Genomic DNA, 19148 nt, shown 5'->3' with positions numbered 1-19148 from the left:
GCCATGACCATCACCTCCATCGATCGTCGTCTCTTCTTGCGTGGCTCTCTCGCGGGTCTGCTCGCCGGCGCCGGCCTGGCCGCCGGTGCTGGCCTGGCTGGCGGTGGCAGGGCGCTCGCCGGCAGGCCAGACGCCGCCGGGATCCGCCCGGCCAAGCGCTGCGTGGTCTTGTTCATGAACGGCGGCCCCAGCCAGATCGACACCTTCGACCCCAAGCCCGGGCGAGCCAACGGCGGTGAGTTCGAGGCGATCGGGACGAGCCTGAGCGGTCTGCGGATCAGCGAGCACCTGCCCCAGCTCGCCGAGCGCATGGATCGCCTGAGCCTGATCCGCAGCCTCAGCGCCAAGGAGGGCAACCACGACCGCGCCCGCTACCTGATGCACACCGGCTTCGCGCCCCAGGGCGGCGTGGAGCACCCGGGCCTGGGCACGCACCTGGCGAGGCGCCTCGACGCCCTGCGCCAGGGCAGCGCGCCCAGCGACCTCCCGCGTCAGGTCAGCCTCAACGGCCCCGGCGCAGGACCGGGCTACCTCGGCGCGCGTTGGTCGACCTTCGCCGTGCCCAACGCGAGCAAGGCGGTCCGCAACCTCGCGCCTCCCCTCGACCTCGGCCGCGCCCGCGAGGACCGACGCGTCGCGCTGTGGCGGGAGCTCGAGCAGGGCTTCGCCGCGGAGCACCAGTCCGCGCGGGTCGAGGGCGCCCGAGCCGTCGGCGAGCAGGCCGTGGCCATGAGCTCCGCGGCCGAGCTCGCAGCCTTCGATCTCAGCCGCGAGCGCGAGCAGACCCGCGCGCGCTACGGGATCGCGAGCACAGGCGCGGACACGGTCAACGCGGGCATGGGCGGCCGCGGTCAGCGGGGGAGCTTCGCCGCCGGCTGCCTCATGGCGCGGCGCCTGCTCGAGGCCGGCGTCGACTATGTCGAGGTCGGCATGCGCGGCTGGGACACCCACGAGGACAACTTCAACCGCGTCCGCACCCTCAGCGGCGAGCTCGACATGGCCGCCTCGGCGCTGATCGACGACCTCGTCGCCAGCGGGCTGTGGTCGGAGACGCTGCTCGTCTGGGTCGGCGACTTTGGCCGCACCCCGCGGATCAACGCCCGCGGCGGCCGCGACCACTTCCCCAAGATCAGCGCCGTGCTCCTCGGCGGCGGGCCGATCCGCGCCGGCCAGGTCGTGGGCGAGACCGACGTCGACGGCCAGGAGATCCGCGAGCGCCCGGTGAGCGTGCCCGAGCTCTTTGCGACCCTGGCGACGGCCACGGGGATCGAGGGGGGAGAAGTGCACGTCACGCCGGCGGGGCGGCCCGTGACGACTGTCGACGAGGCGGGGAAAGTGATCCCAGAGGTGCTGTGACGCGACACACCGGTGGGAATTGGCTGGCCAGCTCGTCCTCGAGGCTGGCCGTGGATCTCGAGCGGCTGGTGTTCTAGATTGTCAGGGCATGGGCACTCCGGCAGACGACCAGCGTCTCATTCGGGGCATCGATGCATCCATGCTCGTGGAGCCGAGCGGTGACGAGATCGTCGTCGGTGGGCAGCTCGCGGCGCTCGTGGCTCTCAATGGGTTGTCCGAGCTCGATGATGGCGCCCGTGCAGGTGTCGAGTTTCTTTGCGGTAGAGTCCGAAAGCTGTTCATCTCACCTGCGCTCGAGACGACGTCTCGTGACGGGCTATACGAGCTGTGGTCGTCGCGTTCGGGGCAGGTGATGCGCGTGCTGGATGCGATCGCGGTGCTGCTCTACGAGGCGGCTCGCGCGACGCAAAGTGAGGTGATCTTTCGACGCCTCGAACATGGGGATCGAAGCGCGCTCTCTCGATGTGCCGATATTTTTCGAGAAGGCGGAGAGACCGAGGCCGGGGACGAGTTGATGAGAGCGCTCGCGTTGGCCGAGCAGGCTCGCCGACGTGTCATCGAACACCTCGAGAGAGAGGACGAGGACGGCGGGGACGGTGAGGACGGCGGGGACGGTGAGAAGGAGAACCCTCCGCTCTTCTTCAAGGCCTATCGACTCAACAACCTCATCGGTTTTCTCGGCGCCTTGCTCTGTCTCGAGGTTGGAGAGCGCCTCTTCAGCGCCCCGCTGACAGGGGGAACGCTGCGCGAGGGTCTCGCTCGAGAGGCCGTGGAATTTGCCGCAGAGGGGGCCCGCGGAGCGGCTTATATGGCTGCGGTCATCACGGGTATGGGTCTGAGGCGGCCTTCATCCTCCGAGAGACTGGAGACCTTCATGTCCTCGGTGAAGCGCGTGGACTTCATGCTCCAGGCGACGCGCCAGATCCCGCGAGTGTTCGGCGCGGACGTCCGCTTCTCCCTCGCCTTCCTCGAAGACCCCGAGCTCCCCGAGGACGACGATGTCCTCATGGTGATCGACACGAAGGCCGACCCCGACGAGGCCGTGCGTCTGCTCGACCAGCTGTGCGATCAGTGGTGGGATGAGGCCGCCGCCGCGCTCGGTGTCGAGCTCTTCCCTGTCCTGGGTGCCCTCGATGATTGATTGACGGAAAGTGAAGACGAGCGCAGATGAGTGAAGCCCGAGAGCCCTTCTCATGGGTCGCCTTCTTCGAGTTGGCGGAGACGCTAGCGAAGAACGACGACGAGGCGTCGCTGCGAACGGCTGTCAGCCGCAGCTACTACGCTGTCTACAATGGTGCCCGACTACTCCTGGAGGAACTCGACCCAGACTTCTCGGCGCACAGAACCCAAGAGAGTCACTCGCAAGTTTGGGAGCGCGTCTCCAGCTTGCCCCAACGCCAGGCCAAATCAATCTGTCGCAAGGGCCGAAGCCTGCGGGCCAAGCGGGTGAGCGCGGACTACGAAGCCAACGCAGGCCACTGGAGCCAGAACAGCGACTCCGCGCTATCCGAAGCATGCAGCGCCTTGAACGCGATTGAAGACCTGCTCTCCCGTCACGGCCAGTCGTGAGTTTTCCACGCCGGCCGTCTTGATCTGCACGCGCTGCCGAGAGACTCCCCAGCCGTGCGCTTCGCCCCTGCATTGCTCTTCCCCGCCCTCTTCTCCGCCGCCGTCGTCTTCGGCTGCGCCTCCGACCCCGAGCACTTCGAGTTCGAGGACATCGGCGAGGCCTGCGTCGTCGCAAAGGACGAGTCCCACACCATCGAGGCCGTCGTCGACGGCTGCGCCTCGCCCTGCGCCGAGAACATGGAGGTCGGCTGTGAGGTCAGCGTCGAGGGCGAGGTGATCGAGATCTCGACCTGGCTGCGCTACGACCTCGACCAGCAGCAGGACTGCATCGAGTCTTGCCTGATCGTCGAGGCGAGCTGCGAGGTCCCGGCCCTCGAGGATGGGGTCTACACCGTCCGCATGGGCGACGCCGAGGCCGAGCTCGCGGTCCCCGACGCCGGCGAAGAGGTCTGCGTCGAGGTGTAGCGGACACGAGAGAGGGGACCGAGGTCCCCAGCGCTTTGCCCGGTCTCCCGAGGCGCCCGCCGAGGCGCGCGGCCTCAGGGATGCAGGCTGCGCACACGGAAGCCCTCGCCGGCCCGGGTCAGCACGTAGACGTAGCCGAGCTCGTCGACATCGATCTCCAGGACCTCCTCGCCCTCGACCTGCTCGTCGACGTAGGTGTGGAGCCACTCGACCTCGCCGAGCCCGTCGACGTGCCCGATGAACATGTCGGCGCCCTGGGCCTGGGGCGCGCCGAGCACGACGCCGCCTCGATCCGCGCGCAGCCGAAGGGTGCTCTCGCCGAGATTGCCGATGCTCGAGAGCAGCTGGCCGTCGGCGTCGAGGCGAAGCAGCGTGCCCTCGCCGCTCGCGCTCGCACCCACGAAGAGCTGGCCGTCGCTCACGGCCACGGCGTGTAGCGAGGTGCCGGCGTCGTTGCTCTCGTAGACGCTGCTCATCTCGCCGTCGAGGTCGTAGCGCACCACGCTGCTGTGGGTGTGGGGCTCGTCGTCGTCATCGAGGATGGTCTCCTGCATGGGGGCGAGCAGGTCGCCAGCGTCGTCGAAGGCGAGCTGTCCGAACCTGGTCTCGACGGCCTCGACGCTCCCGGGGGCCTCGTACCAGCTGATGTGCGGCTTTTCGCCTGGCCCTTTGGTGTCGAACATGAAGAGCAGCGGCTCGCCGATGCCCCACGAGGCCTGGAGCGCGAAGCGGCCGTCGTGGACGACGATGTCTTCGATCTCGAGATTCAGGTCCCCGGTGTTGCCGATGTCCGAGACCCAGCGCTGCTCACCGACGCGGGAGTAGCCCGCGAGGTTCAAGCTACTATCGTCGATGCCCGCGACCAGAAATTCTCCAGTCGCGGTGTCGAGGGCGAGGGCCTCGGCCGCGAAGGGCAAGCTCGCCGCCCAGGTCAGCTCGCCGTCGCGTGCGATGGTCCCGAGCTGATCGCCGGCCACGATCGCGGCGCCGCCTGGGGTTGCGACGAGGTCGGGGGTCGTGGACAGCTCGGACAGCTCCAGGGTCCAGCGCAGGATCCCGCGCTCGGGGAGCTCGACCGAGACTGCGACGGCCTCGCTGTCGTCGATGTCCTCGGCGATGGCGACCGCCTGGAAGGTCCGCGGGCCGTTGTCGGCCACGCTGGCGGCGATCCAAAACGCCTCGAAGGGGGCCTCGACGTCGCTGGCGATCAGCTCGCCACGCTCGAGGTCGTAGAAGTCGACGCGCTCGACCTCGCCCGTGACCTCCGCGTGCAGGGTGACGACGCTGGCTTCGTCGATGGTGACCTGCTCGGTCTCGCCGTTGACCGTGAACGAGAGCAGATCGGGGTCCACGGAGGGCGCCTCGCCGGAGTCGGTGGAGTCGCCCGTGTCGGCCTCGCCGGAGTCGGTGGAGTCGGTGGAGTCGGTGGAGTCGGCGCCAGAAAAGTCACCGGTCTCGTCGCCAGCCGAGTCGGTGTCCTCGGCGAACTCCTCGGGCGAGGCGCAGGCGAGGGTGAGGAAGGTGCTCGCGCCGAGGACGAAGGGGAGGCGGGAGAGGGCGAGGGGTCGAGGGAGGGTGAGGCGAGGGAGGGTGAGGCGAGGGAGGGTGAGGTGAAGCTGGGGGAGCTGCGGTCGGGGAAGGCGAGGGGAGGGGATGTTCCGTTTGTGCATGCCACCCCCTTGAGCAACGCCTGTGCCACGGCTAAAGGGGGTGCTAGTGGCCGAATTCGGGGTTTGGTGGTCTACGCTGGACCCACTTCCGGGGGGATCGGGTGGATCCGAATTGAACCCACCTCGGTCCGCCTCGAGCCGTGATGCGCGGGTTCGAAGCTCGATGGCATCGAGTCCGGCGCGCATGCGCGCGCCAAGGGAGGTGCGTCAGTCGTGGCGGGCCCGCGAGCACCGGTCCAGCCCACATTTATTTGGACGCCCGAACGCAGATAGCTGGCAGAGCTGGCCCGAGTCGACCCCAGCCTGCGCTCGCGCAGCCCTCGGGGGTCCGAATCGACCCCGCCCTGCGCTCGCGCAGCCTTCGAGGGTCCAAGTCGAACCCCCCGCCCGCGAGCGACCCTGATCGGGTCCGAGTCGACCCCGCTCGCCCGCGAGCGACCCCACGCGGGTCCGAGTCGACCCGATCCTGCCCTCGAGTGCCTCGCTACTCGGGGTCGTAGATGCCGAGCTCCTTGAGCCGCTTGCGCAGGCGGTTGCGCCCGATCTTCAGGTGCTTGGTCGCCGCCCGGATGCTGCCGGCCTCCTCGAGCACGCGGGGCAGGTAGGCCCGGTCGAAGGCGAGGTGGCTGTCCTCGTAGCCGAGCTGCTGCTCGATGATCTCCCCGACCCCCGAGGCCATGCTCGCGCGCCCGCCGAGGCCGAGGTCTGCGCTGCTCAGCTCGCCGCGCTGCTTGATCAAGACGGCCCGGCGCATGACGCTGCGAAGCTCGCGGACGTTGCCGGGCCAGGGGTAGAGCAGCAGCGCCGCGCGGGCCTCGGGGCCCAGGGTCACGGCGAAGTCGTACTCGGCGCACAGGTCCTCGGTGAACAGCTCCGCGAGCAAGAGCGCGTCCTGCTCGCGCTCGCGCAGGGGCGGCATGGTCAGCAAGAACTCGTCGCCCAGGCGGTGGTAGAGGTCCTGGCGAAAGCGCCGCGACTCGACCTCGGCGAGCAGGTCGCGGTTGGTCGCCGCGACCACGCGCACGTCGATGGGGCGCTCGAAGCCCGGCTGGCCGAGGCGGCTGACCCGGCCGCGCTCGAGCACGCCGAGCAGCTTGAGCTGCAAGGACAGCGAGAGCTCGCCGATCTCGTCGATGAACAAGGTGCCGCCGTCGGCCTGCTCGAACAGCCCGGGCTGCTCGCGGGCGGCCGCGCCGGTGAACGCCCCGGGCACCGAGCCAAACAATGTCGCGTCGGCCAGGGTCTCGGGCAGGCTCGAGCAGTCGAGGGTCACGAAGGCCTGGCTGGCGCGCAGCGAGAGCTGGTGCAGCGAGCGGGCGGCGACCTCCTTGCCGGTCCCGGTCTCGCCCTGGATCAGCACGCGCAGCGGGGTCGCGGCGACTCTCTCGAGCTGGTGGAAGAGCTCTCGCATGTTGAGGCTCTTGCCGTAGAGCTCGCCGCAGCGCTCGTCGGCGTAGGCGAGCACGTCGACCTCGCCGATCTCGACGAGCTCGAGGGCGCAGTCTCCCGCCTTGAACACGTCGCCGGGGCCCAGGATCATGTGAAGGACGCGACGGCCCCCGAACCACAGGCCATTGCGGCTGCCGAGGTCGCGCAGCTCGGCGCCGGCGGTGGTCGGGCGCAGCTGGAAGTGGCGCTTGCTGACCGAGGCGCCCTCGAGCACGAGGTCGGTCGAGGGGCTGCGGCCGGCGATGACCGTGGGCTTGGTCAGCTCGACGTGGGTGCCGGCCTGGGGGCCGTCGAGGATCTTGAGGCCCAGGCGACCCGGGCGAGTCTCTCGCGTGCGCGCGCCGACGGACTTGCGCGTGGTCCGAGTGAAGTCTCCAGACATCAGCGGGGCTCAGTAGCCGCGGAGCTTGCGGAGCTCGCGGAGGTCCTTTTTCTTGGGCCGGCCGGCCCCACGCTCGCGGGTGACCACGGCGGCGGTCTCCTCCTTGGGAGGGGGCGGCGGGGTGTGGTCGATGTAGAGCGTGCGGGCGACGGAGGCCGGCCCGCGGCGCTCCCCGAGGGCGACGACCTCGAGCTCGCGGGGACCCCCGGGGGTGAGCACGTCGATGTGATCCCCGGCCTTGACGGGCTTGGCGGCCTTGACCGACTCACCGTCGATCTTGACGTGCCCGGCCGTGCAGGCGCTCGAGGCCGCCGAGCGGGTCTTGAACATCCGCGCGGCCCAGAGCCACTTGTCGACGCGGACCGAGCTTGGGGGGTCGCCCATCTCGACTACTATTTCGCAACTTTGCTCGCGGGGCAAAGTCACCGGGCAGGGCGCGCTAGCGTCGCAGCCATGGGCTCCTAGGAGCCCGTGGTGGAACCCAGCGCGGCTCCTGGCGCCGGGATTTTTGTCGAGGGCGCGAAGCCAAAACGCCGCTGTACCGGGCGTACTGCAAGTTTTGGCGACAAAGCCTTCGGCGAAAAGACCAAGCCAGGTGTCGTGTTGGGTTTCACCACGGGCTCCTAGGCCCTCGACGCGATCGTCCTCAGCGAGTGATCCGCCGCCAGATCCGCCGGCTCTCGAGGGAGAAGTTCTCGACCAGCACGTAGGCCGAGGGCAGGAAGATCAGGGTCATGAGCGTGCTCGTGGCCAGGCCGGCGGCGATGATGATCGCGATCGAGTGGTAGTAGATCCCCGCCAAGGTGGGGTGGTGGATCAGCATCGGGATCAGCCCGAAGATCGTGGTCGCGGCGGTCATCAGCACCGGGCGCAGGCGGTCGCGCCCGGCCACGGCGAGGGCCTGCTCGCGGGCCATGCCCGCGGCGCGCAGCTGGGTGACCTTGTCGACGAGCATGATCCCGTTGTTGACGATGATCCCGATCAGGATGAACAGGCCGATCATCGCGACCAGGTCGAAGGTGGTCTGCGTGGCCCACAGCGCCCAGGGGGCGCCAAAGCAGCCGAGCAGGCCGGTGACCAGGATCGCCCCGGGCTGCAGGAAGCTCTCGAAGAGCGAGGCCATGACCGCGTAGACGAGGATCAGGCACAGCCCGAGGTTGATGGCCAGCTCGACCATGTCGCCCTCCTCGACGCCCCAGCGCGTGCGCTCGCCGAAGGTGTAGCCCTGGGGGAGCACGAAGCCCTCTTGCGCGCGCTCGATGGCCGCCTGGTTGGCCTCGCGGTCCTCGCTGAAGAAGCGCACCTTCATGCGGACCTCGGTCTGACGATCGATGCGCTGGACCCAAAAGGGGCTGCGGGTGACCTCGACGGTGGCGATCGAGGCCAGGGGGACCTCGGTCGCCCCGCCGGCGGTGGGGGTGCTCAGGGGGATGCGCAGGTCCTCGAGCTCGTCGAGTCCGGGGCCGTCACCGGGGCCGTCGGCGTCGGCGTTGGCCTGGCCGGGCTCGGACAGGGAGCCCGTCGACAGGCGCAGCTCGACCTCGCCCTCGGGGCTGCGGATCTGGCCCAGCGACACGCCCTGGAAGGCCAGCGAGATCACCTCGGCGACCTCGCTGGCGCGCAGGTTCAGGCGCTGGAGGCGGTCGCCGTCGAGGCGGACCTGGAGCTCCTGGTTGCCCTCGTTGAAGGGCCCCGTGATCGTGTCGTAGGCCCCGGGCTCGGGGTCGTCGGGGTCGCCCTTCTCCAGGCGCTGCTCGAGGTGCTCGGCGAAGCGCTCGGACAGGGCGAAGAGCTCGCTCATGTCCTCGCCGCGGAGCACGAACTGGACCTCGCGGGGGTCGCGGTCGCGCATCCACCAGCCCTCGCGCTCGCCGACGTGGTAGCGGATCCCCGGCTGCTCGGGCAGCGCCGCGGTGATCCGCTGCTTGAAGTCGGCCATCTCCTGCTCGGACTGGATCTCGCCCGCCGGGTAAGCGTCGCAGTCGCCGCCCCAGTCGCGGTAGCGGCAGGTCAGGGTGTCGATGCCGATCCCGGCCTTGTCGGCGAGCAGCGCCGCCTCGGCGAAGGCCACGCGGGCCTCGACCTCGGCGAAGTCGCGGCTGCCCGTGAACTCGAGGCGGATGGGCATGGCGACGAGCTCCTCGTCCATGCCCATGTCGATGGTCATGTTCTTGGTCGGGTAGACCACCGTGGCGCACAGGCCCAGGCCGACGAGCAGGGTCAGCCGAGGGTGGCGGATCGTCCAGCGCACGAAGCGGGCGTAGACCCGGGCCACGGGCTCGAGCAGGACGTTGCGGGTCAGCTTGGGCGGCTTGGCCGGGTTGGGCGAGCCGGGCTTGCCCGCCCGCGAGCGGTAGCCGAACACCGTCAGCAGCGGCACGGCGAGCTGCGAGACCAGCAAGCTCGCGACCAGGGCCGTGACGAAGGTGGTCCCCAGCGGGATCATGAAGGTGTACATGTCGCTGGGCCCGCCGCCGATGATCATCGGCAAGAACACGATCACGCTCGACATGGTCGAGGCGACCGTGGCCAGGCCGACCTCGCGGGCGCCCTCGCGGGCGGCGACCAGGGCCGTGGCCCCGCGCTGGCGATGGAGCTCGATCGCCTCGACGATGACCACCGCGTTGTCGATCAGCATCCCGACGCAGAGCACCAGGGCCAGGAGCACGATGCAGTCGAGCTCGCTGCCGCGCAAGAAGAGCACGCCGCAGGCCGCGAGCACGCTCAGCGGGATGCAGGCCGCGGCGATCAGCGTGGTCCGAAAGCGGTGCAGAAAGCCGAAGAGCACGAGCACGCCGATCAGCCCGCCGTAGATCCCCGTGTCGCGCAGGTCCGCGAGGGTCTCGAGGATCATCTCACCTTGGTCCTCGAAGACGGCGACGTCGATGCCACCGAGGGCCGGGTCGCCGCGCAGGGACTCGACGACCTCGCGGACCTGCGCAGAGACCTCGACAGGGGAGGCGCCGGCGTCGGCGAAGATCTCGAGGTTGATCGCCGGGCGCCCGTTGAGCCGGCTGCCCTGGCGCTTCTCCTGGGGGTGGATGCCGACCGCGGCCACCTCGCCCACGCGGGCGAAGCTGGGCACCGACTGGCTCGTGCCATCCTCGACGATGGCCACGGCGTCGCCGGCATCGAGGATGGAGGTGGTCGAGGTCGTGCTGGTCGAGGTCGTCGTGCTCGAGGACTCGGCGCTCGCGGTCGCGCCGCGGCTCACCGGCAGGGAGGCGAAGTGCTCGGCCTGGGGTGGGGCGCTGGGGCTGCGCACGCCGACGTCGCGGGCGCTGCGGTTCAAGGTGCCGAGGCTGCGCCCGCGCTGGGCCTGGCGGATCACGTTGCTGAGCTCGGCGAGGTCGACGCCGTAGCCCTTGGCCGCGTCGAGGTCGAGGGCGATCTCGAGCTCGTTGGCCTCGACGCCGTCGAGCTCGACCCGGGCCACGCCCTCGATGCGCTCGATCGGTCGCATCACCCTGCGCTGGAGCAGGTCGTAGGACCCGTCGAGGTCCTCGTCGCTGGCGATGCGGACCTGCATGATCGGCTCGTCGGCGGCGCCCGAGGACGAGCTCATGTCGATGTTCTGAACGATCTCCGGCAGGTCACCGCGCGCACGATCGATGCGCTCGCGCAGCTCGAGCTTGCGCGCGTCGATGTCGGTGCCTGGCCGAAAGGTCAGGTGCATGCGCACGCCCCAAGATCCGCTGCTGACCCGCATGCCCTCGAGGTCGCGGACGCCAGCGATGACCTCCTCGAGCGGGCGGATCACCTCGCGCTCGATCGACTCGGGCGAGCTGCGGGTGAGGTTGACGCTGACGCGGACGAACTTGGTCGAGCCGGCCGGCAAGAACGCGAGCGGGAGCTTGTCGAGGGCGATCAGGCCGAGCAAGAAGGTTGCGACCAGCAACATCGTGACCGTGATCGGTCGCGCCAAGGCAAGGTCCGAGAGGCTCCAGCGCCGCACCCATGGACGGTAGCAGCTGGTAGTAGCGGGTAATAGCGCGGGCGAAGCCACGACATGTGCGTCACCCTGGCCGCGACCTCGCGGCGCGCTACGCTCAACTCATGGTTGTGATCTTGCTGCCCTTCTTCATGCCTTTGTTCTTGCTCGGCTGGGTGCTCGACACCGACGACGAGCGCGCATTGGCCAAAGAGGAAGCGCGGCGAGAGCGAGACTTCGGCGCGACCTGGGGGGTGCACTTCGCCCGCGAGGCCTGAGCCGCGATGACGGTCGCGCGAGCCTGCTCGCTCAGGCGCGCCAACTGTCGATGCGCCAGCGTCGACGGGCCCGGGTCGGGAACTCGCTGCCGTCGAGGAGCGCGAGCAAAGCCGGATAGACCCAGCTGGGGTCCCGGGTGACGGCGAGGATCGCGGCCTGGACCTGGGCCGAGCCGCGCGGCATCAGCAGCTTGTCGGGCCCCGAGCCGACGCGGCGGACCGGACCCGAGCCGGTGCAAAAGGCGACCTCGCAGCCCTCCATGGCGGCGCGCAGCTGGATCAACAGGCCGCGCTCGCCAGCGTCGAGCTCGGTCTCGGGGACCAGGCGCCCGCCAGGGCGCAGCGCGGCGGCGAGGTCGAGGCCACGCAGGGCGCGGGGCAGCTCGCGCAGGCTCCGGGCGAGGCTGCGCCGGCCCTCGACGCGGCGCCGGGGCTGGCGAAAGCCGAGCTCGAGCAGCTCGCCGAGCAGGGCCCGCTCGCTCTCGTCGAGGATGTAGACGCGGCGCTCGGCCACGAAGTCGGCGGGGTTTTGATCGGGGAAGAGCGCGGTCAGCTGGCGCTCGCCGTAGTCCTCGTGCACCGACTGGCGCAGGGACAGCAGGTCGCACCAGCGCTCGCGGCCGTCGGGCTCGATGCCGCGAAACAGGGGCAGGCGCGCGATGGTCCTGGCGTGCTCGCGGCTGCGTCGGGCGCAGCTCAGGAGGATCTGCGTCAGCCGGCTGCGGTCCGCCGTGGCCAGGCTCGCGCCGTCTCGGCACATGCCGATGATGTGCTCGACGGCCGCGGCGGTGATCGCCTCGAGGTGCGGGGTCGCGGCCTCGCGCAGCCGCGCCGCGCCGGCCCCCGGGCCGAGGTCGGGCAGGCTGCTGGTCTCGAGGGCGGCCTCGAAGCAGGGCGCGTCGGGGACGCTCATGTGCGCGCTGAGCAGGCCGTCCTGGAGCAGAAAGATCCGCGCGATGTCACCCTCGCGGGGGATCGCAAAGGTGCAGGGCGCCGAGCTCCCGGCGAGCTCGAGGTCGTACTGGACCACACAGATCGCCCCTTCGAAGCCGACCTCGGAGGCGCGCAGCAAGGGGCGGCCGTCGACGAGGATCGGCACCGGAGCGTGGCGGGCGACGTTGGCCAGCCACTCCTTGGCCCGGGCGCGGTCGAGCTTGGCCCCGCGCACGACGATCTGCGCGTCGCGGGGGCCCGGGGCCTCGAGGCGCTCGAGCCTGGCCGCCTGGCCGCGGCGCCACTCGAGGCGCATGGGCTGGCGGTTGCCGACGCTGGCCGGGGTGAGGATCTGCAGGGCAGAGGGGTCGAGGCCGACGAGGCCGAGGAGCGCGAGGGCGCCGAGGCGCTCGAGGGTGGAGAGCGCTCGGTGGCGGCGCTCGGTCGGGCGCGAGCCGTCGAGCAGGGCCGCGAGCTCGCGCAGGACCTCGGGGGAGATGCCCTCGCCCCCCTCGGCGCGCACGCGCAGCTGGTTGCGCCCGAGCTCGACCTCGACCCGCAGGGCGCCGGCGCGCAGGGCCTGGCGGACGAGCTCGGCGGGCAGCTGCCAGGGGCCCTGGAGCTGGGCCTGGGTCAGCTTGCGCAGCTCCGACTCGACGTCGATGGTCAGCAGGCTGCCGACGTCGAGGCGCTGGCCGTGCTCGCTCACGCGGGCGGACCTCCCCGGTCGTCGCCGGCTCGCGCGGCTCGAGCCGCTTGGGCGGATTCGGCCAGCGCGCGGGCGGCCAGCGGGGCGAGCAGTCGGGCCCGGCGCTGGCGGTCGAGGTGGAGGTGATCGAGGACGTGATCCAGGAGCGCGAAGGCGGCGGCCTCGGGGTGCTCGGCGCGGGCGTGCTCGGCCTCGATCAGCCACGGGTCGTCGGCCTCGATCAGCACCAGGCGATCCCCAAAGCGCCGGCCGACGCCAAACAGCCCACGCAGCGCTCGCAGGTCGAGGGTCGAGATCCGCTCGCCGAGCTTGGACACGGCGCCCACGCGCCAGCGCTCGCCTTGGCTGTTCAGGTAGTCGGCGAGGCCGAGGAGCAGGGGGGTCTGCAGGGCGCGCTCGAGCCGTCCGCCCCAGCGATCGAGGTCGACGGCCCCGAGCGAGGCGGCGACGGTGCGACCTTCGGGGGTCTCGACGTCGAGCACGGTCACGCCCCGGCGGCGGGCGAGGCGGCACAGCTCGGTCTGCTCGCCGCCGGCGTAGAGCCGACCCTCGGAGGCGAGCTCGCGGGCGCGCTGGAGCGAGATCGCCGAGCCCCCGCGCAGCGCGATGAGCCGGCGGTGAAAGAGCGAGGGCAGGTGGCGAAAGGCCGCCGGCTGGGCGAGCGCGCCCTGGAGCAGGCTGGACAGGTCGCCGCCCTCGTCGAGGAGAAAGCGCCGAGCGGTGCGTCGGGAGGCGGACACGCCCAGCAAGATCAGCCCGAGCAGGCCCGAGCCCATGGCCACCCAGGGCACCCAGGGCTGGCTGAGCAGGGCGATCAGCGCGGCCGAGACCGGCGAGCGCGGCCCCTCACCCTCGAGCGCGCCGCCGCCCTCGCCTGCGTCGGCGCCCGTATCGGCGCCCGCGTCTTCACCCGCGTCGGCGCCCGCGTCTTCACCCGCGCCTGCGTCGGCGTCCGTATCGGCGCCCGCGTCTTCACCTGCGTCGGCGGCCTCGTCGGGCTCGAGCACGTTGCCGGTCACGACCTCGGGCGGGGCGGGGGGCAGGCCGGCGACCGAGACCCCGTCGCTCGTGCTCTGGGCGGTCGCGTCGGCGACGTGCCAGCGCCCGTCCTCGCCCAGATACTCGGCCCAGGCGTGCAGCCAGGCCGAGACCCCGCCGAGGTGGCCGACCCAGCCCACGGCCATGCGCGCGTCGACGTCGGCGACCTGGAGCACCGCGACGAGCAGGCCGTTTTGCACGTCGCAGTCGCCCTTGCCGATCTCCAGGGTGCGCGAGATGAAGTCCTGGCCGCGGGCCCGCGCCGCGCTGTGGCGCTCGGCCGTCTCCTGGTCGGTCCGATAGCTGACGCGCTCGCGCACGAGGTCGACGGCTCGCTCGACGCGGGTCTGGAGCGGGAGGGGACGCAGGGCCCTGGCCGCGCGGGCGAGCTCCTCGGGGAGCATGTCCACGCGCGTCGGCAAGGCCAGGGCTTGGCCTGGCATGGTCGAGTAGCGCAAGACCCCGCTGACCGTGGCGTCGAGCTCGAGCAGGGCCTCGCCGGCCTCGCCAAGGGCGACCCGGGAGGGGAAGCGACTTTGGTTGACGCCCATGTAGCGCAGGCTGTCCGCGACCAGCACGTGGCCCGTGGGCACGGGCACCTGGATGCGCTTGCCCGCGTGCTCCTCGATGGCGACCAGGATCTCGAGGCAGCGCCCAGAGACGGCCTCGGTTTCGGTTTCGGTTTCGGCTTCGGCGGGGCAGGAGAAGCTCGGGTAGGGCTCGGCGCGCAGCCTGGTCTCGAGCTGGGCGTCGACGCCGATGCGGTCGATGATCAGCGCGGCGAAGTAGGGCCGGCTCATGGGGGGCCAGTAGTTCAAGGCCACGGGCTCGGCGGCGTTGGGGCCGAGGGGCGCGACGTCCTGGCCGTAATAGCGGTTGCTGAGGGCGCCCAGGCGCGTGTCCCCTTGGCCGCCATCGACGGCCCCGCCCGCATTGTTCGGATCGCCGGCCTCGACGTAGACGACCTTGGGCGGGGGGTCCGGCGTGGGCCACAAGAAGTGCCCGATGATCACGGCCAGCAGGGCGCCCAGGCCCGCGCCCAGGCCCGCGCGCCACCAGTGCGACTCGCTCATGCGCCGGGCGATGCCAGCGACGCGCTCGGCCAGGCTCGGCGGACGGATGCGCGCGAGCTGGCGCTCGACGAGGTGGCGCAGCTCGTTTTGGCCGAGCTTGACCAGGCGGCGCAGCGTTCGGGTGTCGCGGGCGTCGCTGCGCGAGAGCAGCAGATCGAGGCCGTCGCTCTCGAGCAGGGCCTGAGGCGCGAGGCCGCCGGGGAGCTCGGGGAAGCGCACCCGCGAGTGGCTGGTGTGCCCCGAGCTGCCCAGGAGATCGTCGAGGCAGGCCGCCGAGCGCACGCGCAGGCCACGGGAGAAGAGCTCGACCCGCGGCGCGTTGCCCAGGCCGACCACCCCGCGCACGTGCCCGCGGCGAAAGGCCGAGCTCGGCGCGGGCAGGGTGAAGGGGGCGTTGACCAGGTGGCCGTTGATGGTGATCGGCAGCGCCTTGTCGGGTGCGTCGCGCTGGCACAAAAAGCGCGCGTTTTGATGGGCGGCCTCGAACACCCGGCGGTGATCGTCACCGTCGCCGCCGCGGCGCTCGAGCACGATCTGGGTGCCCGGCTGCGTCTCGACGTCGGCCTTGACCGCGTCTTGCAGCGCCCCGTCCAGGCTCACCTGCCAGCTGGCGCCGCCAGCCCGCGGCCGCGAGCGGATCACGATCTGCTCGGGGTCGAAGCGGAGGATCGACCAAAAGCCCACGCCAAAGCGTCCGACCTGGTTGCTGCGCTCCTCCTTGCTCGAGGCGTAGAGCGAAAACAGGTAGCGCCGGGCGTGCTCGTAGCTCATGCCCTCGCCGTCGTCGCGGCAGTGGAGGCGGGTTCGACCGTTGCGCTCCTCGACGACGATCTCGACCCGGCTCGCGCCCGCGTCCCTGGCGTTTTGGAGCAGCTCGCGGACAAAAATCCACGGATCCGGGCCGTAGCGATCCGCCTCGACTCGCGCGCGCTCGCGAAAGTCGCTGGCGCCTTGCCCGCTCACTCCCCCAGTGTACTGGCTTTATCGATAAAGGCCCGTGGGTGACATCGCCGCCGAGTGCAGGGGGGGACGCGGCAGTGCAGTGAGCGCGGCTTCGACCTCGAGGTGAGCTGGCCATGGGTCGTCGCCAAGTCGGTCAGGCATGGCCCACGACGGGGCACTGACGCGCAGTGCTTTGGTAATTAGTACAGTGAGACTGGACTTTAGACCGAAGGTGGCACTCGGGGGAATCCAGTGAGACTGAACTTTTGGCGCGCGTTTTCGAGCGTGAATCTCGCCATCGACAGTATGCGGGTAGGACGCGATGGGGCATAAATCCTCAGGCGTACGTAGCGCCGCGCGAGAAATAGGAAATCCTTCTAGGTTTTTTTTATTGAAACACGATTATTTTGTGTCACTCAGTACTTTTTTACGAGAAAAATGCTCGATTTCGCACTCAATTTGATCTTTAGACCAGGATCATAGCCGCGCATAGCCTCAAATTTAGAAAAATCCAGTATTTGTTCAAATTGGAGTCTTGATCCCCAAAAAAATTTCAGCCAAGTTGTAGACATGAACAGCCGCACGGAAATCGACCTCGAAATCGACTTCACCGGAGCCGTCCTCGTGAAGTGGTCGGGACGGGCCAACGACCGCCGTCCTCAGGCGGTGCTCCAGCCCGTCTTCGAGCGTCTGATCTCCATGGGACGCTATCTCCGCTTCGACTTCGCGGAGCTGGAGCACATCTCCTCGTCCACGCTGGTCGTCATCCTCAAGTTCTTCAAGAAGCTCGACGCGATGGGCGTCGGCTTCGAGTACCGCTACGACGACTCGGTCGCGTGGCAGCGGATGACCTTCTCTCAGCTCGACGCCGTGATGCCTCGCTCGCCCGCGCTGGCGGCCTGAAGCGAGCGGCCCAAGGACTGACTGAGCTTCAGCAAAGGACCCACGCGAGCGGCCGCGTGGGTCTTTTGTTTTGGTTCGGGGCTCAGCCGCCGCCGGCGGCGAGGCGATCGAGGAAGTCGCGGGGGTTGGCCTTGGGCGGGATGTTGACCCAGGTGTCCTCGAACTCCACGGAGGCCGTGATCGCGTGGCCACGGGCGGCATCGTAGTCGCCCAGGCGGACCTCGAGGGTCGCGGCGTAGAAGTAGCGCAGGCCACGACGGAAGGGGTCGGGCTCGGCCTCGATGTCGAAGAGCAGGGCCTCGCGGGTGAGCTGGGCGACCTCGAGGGTGTCGGCGTTGGCGACGATCACCAGGGCCTCGAGGGCGTCGACGACCGCGAGGGCGGCGGGCTCGTCGAGCTCCTCGTCGCTGCGCATCAGCTCGCGGATCTGCGCGTGGAGGAGCTCGGTCGCTTGCAGGGTCTCGCCGCGGCCGAGCTCGGCGGCGGCGAGGCCGATCATCGCCGCGCTGTGCTCGGGCTGGAGCTCGAGGGCGCGGCGGTGGTGCTTGGTCGCCAGCGGCCAGCGCTCCCCGGTGCGGGCGATCTCGCCGCGCAGGTAGGCGCACTGGGCCTCCTGCTCGCGGTCACCGATCTCGCGGTAGCGGGCCGCGGCCTCGGCCGCGAGGGCGTCGGCCTCGTCGAGCTCGCCCTGCTCGAAGGCGATCGCCGCGAGCATGTAGGTCAGCGCGGGGTCGTCGAAGCCGCCCTCAAGGGCCTGGAGCAGGAAGGGCCGCGCGGCCGCGCCGGAGTAGGTCTGGAGCTGGACGCCGGCCCAGAGGTAGGCGAGGTCGGGGGTCAGGTGGCGCTCGGCGGCCAAGGTCGCGAGGTCGGCGTTCATGATCGCCCCAGCGCGGCGGCCGACCTCCTCGTTGGCCGGGCAAGACAAGGTGAAGCTAGCGACGCGGGCCCGGGCGATGCGGGCCTGGACGACCAGAGCGGACTGCTCGTCCCCAGCCGTGGCCTCGTCGAGGTTGGTGAGCAGGGCCTCGACGGAGAGGTCGTTGGGCTCGACGCGGGTCTGCGGATCGAAGTCGATGACCCGCGCGAGGCCGCCCTCGAGGTCCTCGGGCAGGCGCCAGGCCACGCCGCGGATGCAGCGTTCGAAATACAAGGCGGCGAGGTCCGCCCGGGCGACGGCGATCCAGTGCCGACCGGCGCCGCGGCTGGCCTTGCCGAGGGCCGCGTCGGCGGCTCGGGGCTTGCCCTCGCGCAGCAGCGCCTGGGCCTGCTCGAGCGCCGCGAAGGTCGGGGCGTCGACGTGGGACTCGGCGATCTCGACGAGCGGGCCGAGGTCCTGCCACGCCGGCCAGCTGCCCATGGGCACCTGCGCCGCGTTGCGGCGGCCGCGACCCCCGTCTGGCCCCACGCGCACGCAGGCCGTCATGGCCACTGTCGCGGACACGGTCGCGGTCGAGAGCGCGACCATCAAGGCGCCGCGCAGCAGTCGATCGAGCCGCGAGGGGCGAGAGCATGACGCCCCGCCGCGTGGGCAGGATCGAGACCAGCGCGTGCGCCCAGCTCCTCGCAAGCAGCCCTCCGCTCAGCTCGCCGGCTCGCCAGCCTCGGCCTCGGCCTCGGGGTCACGGCGGTCGGTGCAGATCTTCCCGTCGTCTTTCTCGAGCGTCTCGATCTGCTTTTTGGCCTGCTTTTGATAGCGCTCCGGCGCCCCCGAGCCGTCCTTGATGATGGCCTGGAAGTAGGCGACGGACTTGTCGCACTGGCCGAGCTTGGCGAAGGCCAGGCCCGAGTAATAGACGGCGTCGTGGATGACCTCGCTGTCCGGGGCGTTTTGCACGAGCCAGTAGAACTCGCCCAGGGCGCTGCGATAGTCACGCTGCGCGAACAGGGTCTGGCCGATCTCGAAGCGGACCTCGGCCTCCTTGGCGTCGGCGGGGTAGCGCGAGAGGTAGGTCCGAAAGAGCCGGCGAGCGCGGTCGTACTCCTTGGCCGAGAGCGCCTGCTCGGCCGCCCGCAGCAGGTCCGACTTGCCCTCGGGGATGTCGGTCTCGGCCTTGATCTGGGTCTCGAGGGCGGCGAGGCGCTGGTCGACCTCGGTGCGCGACTCGTCGATGTTCTGCGAGATCGCGGCGAGGCCGTTTTGGCTGTCCTCGGCGAGGCCGCGGACGTCGGCGAGGCCGAGCTCGAGGTCGTCGACGCGCACGCCCAAGGTGGCCTGGTTGTCGCGCAGCAGTCGCTCGGCCTTCTCGAGCTGCTCCTCGACCTTGGCCATCTGCTCCTGGGCGAGGACGAGGGTCTCCTGCAGCTGCGTGTCGCGCTCGGAGACCTTCTTTTTGAGATCGACGACCTCGCGCTGGAGCTCTTCGTGCTGCGCCGTGGTCGTGATGCAGCCTGCCATCGCCAGCGTCATCACCAGGGGGATCGCGGTGGTCAGGGCTCGTTGGACGCGCATG

14 protein-coding genes are annotated in these 19148 nt (G+C 70.4%); 6 read left to right on the top strand and 8 right to left on the bottom strand.

Annotated features, from left to right (window positions below; all coding sequences use genetic code 11):
- The first annotated feature begins 3 nt into the window (after window positions 1-3).
- The 4 genes from G6O69_RS08135 (at window position 4) to G6O69_RS08120 (ending at window position 3390) form a co-directional block, all read left to right on the top strand.
- On the top strand, window positions 4-1356 hold the full coding sequence (locus G6O69_RS08135) for a DUF1501 domain-containing protein (RefSeq protein WP_172302954.1): 1353 nt from the start codon (window positions 4-6) through the stop codon (window positions 1354-1356).
- Window positions 1357-1444: 88 nt separating this feature from the next.
- Entirely contained in the window at window positions 1445-2497 is a 1053-nt protein-coding gene (locus G6O69_RS08130) for a hypothetical protein (protein ID WP_176396711.1), read from the top strand.
- Between the two features lie 26 nt (window positions 2498-2523).
- Window positions 2524-2925, top strand: a complete 402-nt coding sequence (locus G6O69_RS08125) for a hypothetical protein (RefSeq protein ID WP_172302952.1) — start codon at window positions 2524-2526, stop codon at window positions 2923-2925.
- Between the two features lie 54 nt (window positions 2926-2979).
- The gene (locus G6O69_RS08120; protein ID WP_172302951.1) at window positions 2980-3390 is read left to right on the top strand and encodes a hypothetical protein; all 411 of its coding nucleotides are present in this window, start codon (window positions 2980-2982) and stop codon (window positions 3388-3390) included.
- 74 nt (window positions 3391-3464) lie between these two features.
- Here G6O69_RS08120 and G6O69_RS08115 read toward each other — a convergent pair whose 3' ends face one another.
- The 4 genes from G6O69_RS08115 to G6O69_RS08100 all read right to left on the bottom strand — a co-directional run bounded on the left by G6O69_RS08115 (window position 3465) and on the right by G6O69_RS08100 (window position 10846).
- Complete coding sequence (locus tag G6O69_RS08115) at window positions 3465-5060, bottom strand: Ig-like domain-containing protein (RefSeq protein WP_172302950.1); 1596 nt, start codon at window positions 5058-5060, stop codon at window positions 3465-3467.
- A gap of 484 nt (window positions 5061-5544) precedes the next feature.
- A complete protein-coding gene (locus G6O69_RS08110; RefSeq protein ID WP_172302949.1) occupies window positions 5545-6891 on the bottom strand; it encodes a sigma 54-interacting transcriptional regulator in 1347 nt (448 codons plus the stop codon).
- A gap of 9 nt (window positions 6892-6900) precedes the next feature.
- On the bottom strand, window positions 6901-7275 hold the full coding sequence (locus tag G6O69_RS08105; RefSeq protein WP_172302948.1) for an RNA-binding S4 domain-containing protein: 375 nt from the start codon (window positions 7273-7275) through the stop codon (window positions 6901-6903).
- 262 nt (window positions 7276-7537) lie between these two features.
- A complete protein-coding gene (locus G6O69_RS08100; RefSeq protein WP_176396710.1) occupies window positions 7538-10846 on the bottom strand; it encodes an efflux RND transporter permease subunit in 3309 nt (1102 codons plus the stop codon).
- Between the two features lie 101 nt (window positions 10847-10947).
- Between G6O69_RS08100 and G6O69_RS08095 the strand changes: the two genes are divergently transcribed.
- Window positions 10948-11100: a hypothetical protein gene (locus G6O69_RS08095; protein ID WP_172302946.1), complete on the top strand. Its 153-nt coding sequence runs from the start codon at window positions 10948-10950 to the stop codon at window positions 11098-11100.
- A 31-nt stretch (window positions 11101-11131) separates the two neighbouring features.
- On the opposite strand, the gene G6O69_RS08090 is transcribed toward G6O69_RS08095, so the two are convergent.
- Both G6O69_RS08090 and G6O69_RS08085 read right to left on the bottom strand, forming a co-directional pair.
- Window positions 11132-12742, bottom strand: coding sequence for a hypothetical protein (locus tag G6O69_RS08090; protein WP_172302945.1), 1611 nt, complete (start codon window positions 12740-12742; stop codon window positions 11132-11134).
- Window positions 12739-15816, bottom strand: a complete 3078-nt coding sequence (locus tag G6O69_RS08085) for a transglutaminase-like domain-containing protein (RefSeq protein ID WP_172302944.1) — start codon at window positions 15814-15816, stop codon at window positions 12739-12741. Before G6O69_RS08085 ends, G6O69_RS08090 begins: the two co-directional genes overlap by 4 nt.
- Before the next feature lie 549 nt (window positions 15817-16365).
- Between G6O69_RS08085 and G6O69_RS08080 the strand changes: the two genes are divergently transcribed.
- Window positions 16366-16698: a hypothetical protein gene (locus tag G6O69_RS08080; protein WP_176396709.1), complete on the top strand. Its 333-nt coding sequence runs from the start codon at window positions 16366-16368 to the stop codon at window positions 16696-16698.
- Window positions 16699-16780: 82 nt separating this feature from the next.
- Here G6O69_RS08080 and G6O69_RS08075 read toward each other — a convergent pair whose 3' ends face one another.
- On the bottom strand, window positions 16781-18163 hold the full coding sequence (locus tag G6O69_RS08075) for a tetratricopeptide repeat protein (RefSeq protein ID WP_176396708.1): 1383 nt from the start codon (window positions 18161-18163) through the stop codon (window positions 16781-16783).
- A gap of 114 nt (window positions 18164-18277) precedes the next feature.
- A complete protein-coding gene (locus tag G6O69_RS08070) occupies window positions 18278-19147 on the bottom strand; it encodes a tetratricopeptide repeat protein (RefSeq protein ID WP_172302941.1) in 870 nt (289 codons plus the stop codon).
- Window position 19148: the final 1 nt, after the last annotated feature.

The organism is Pseudenhygromyxa sp. WMMC2535 (assembly GCF_011083025.2).
The sequence above is the reverse complement of the archived record's forward strand: the minus strand, read 5'-3'. Positions and strand labels throughout refer to the sequence as shown.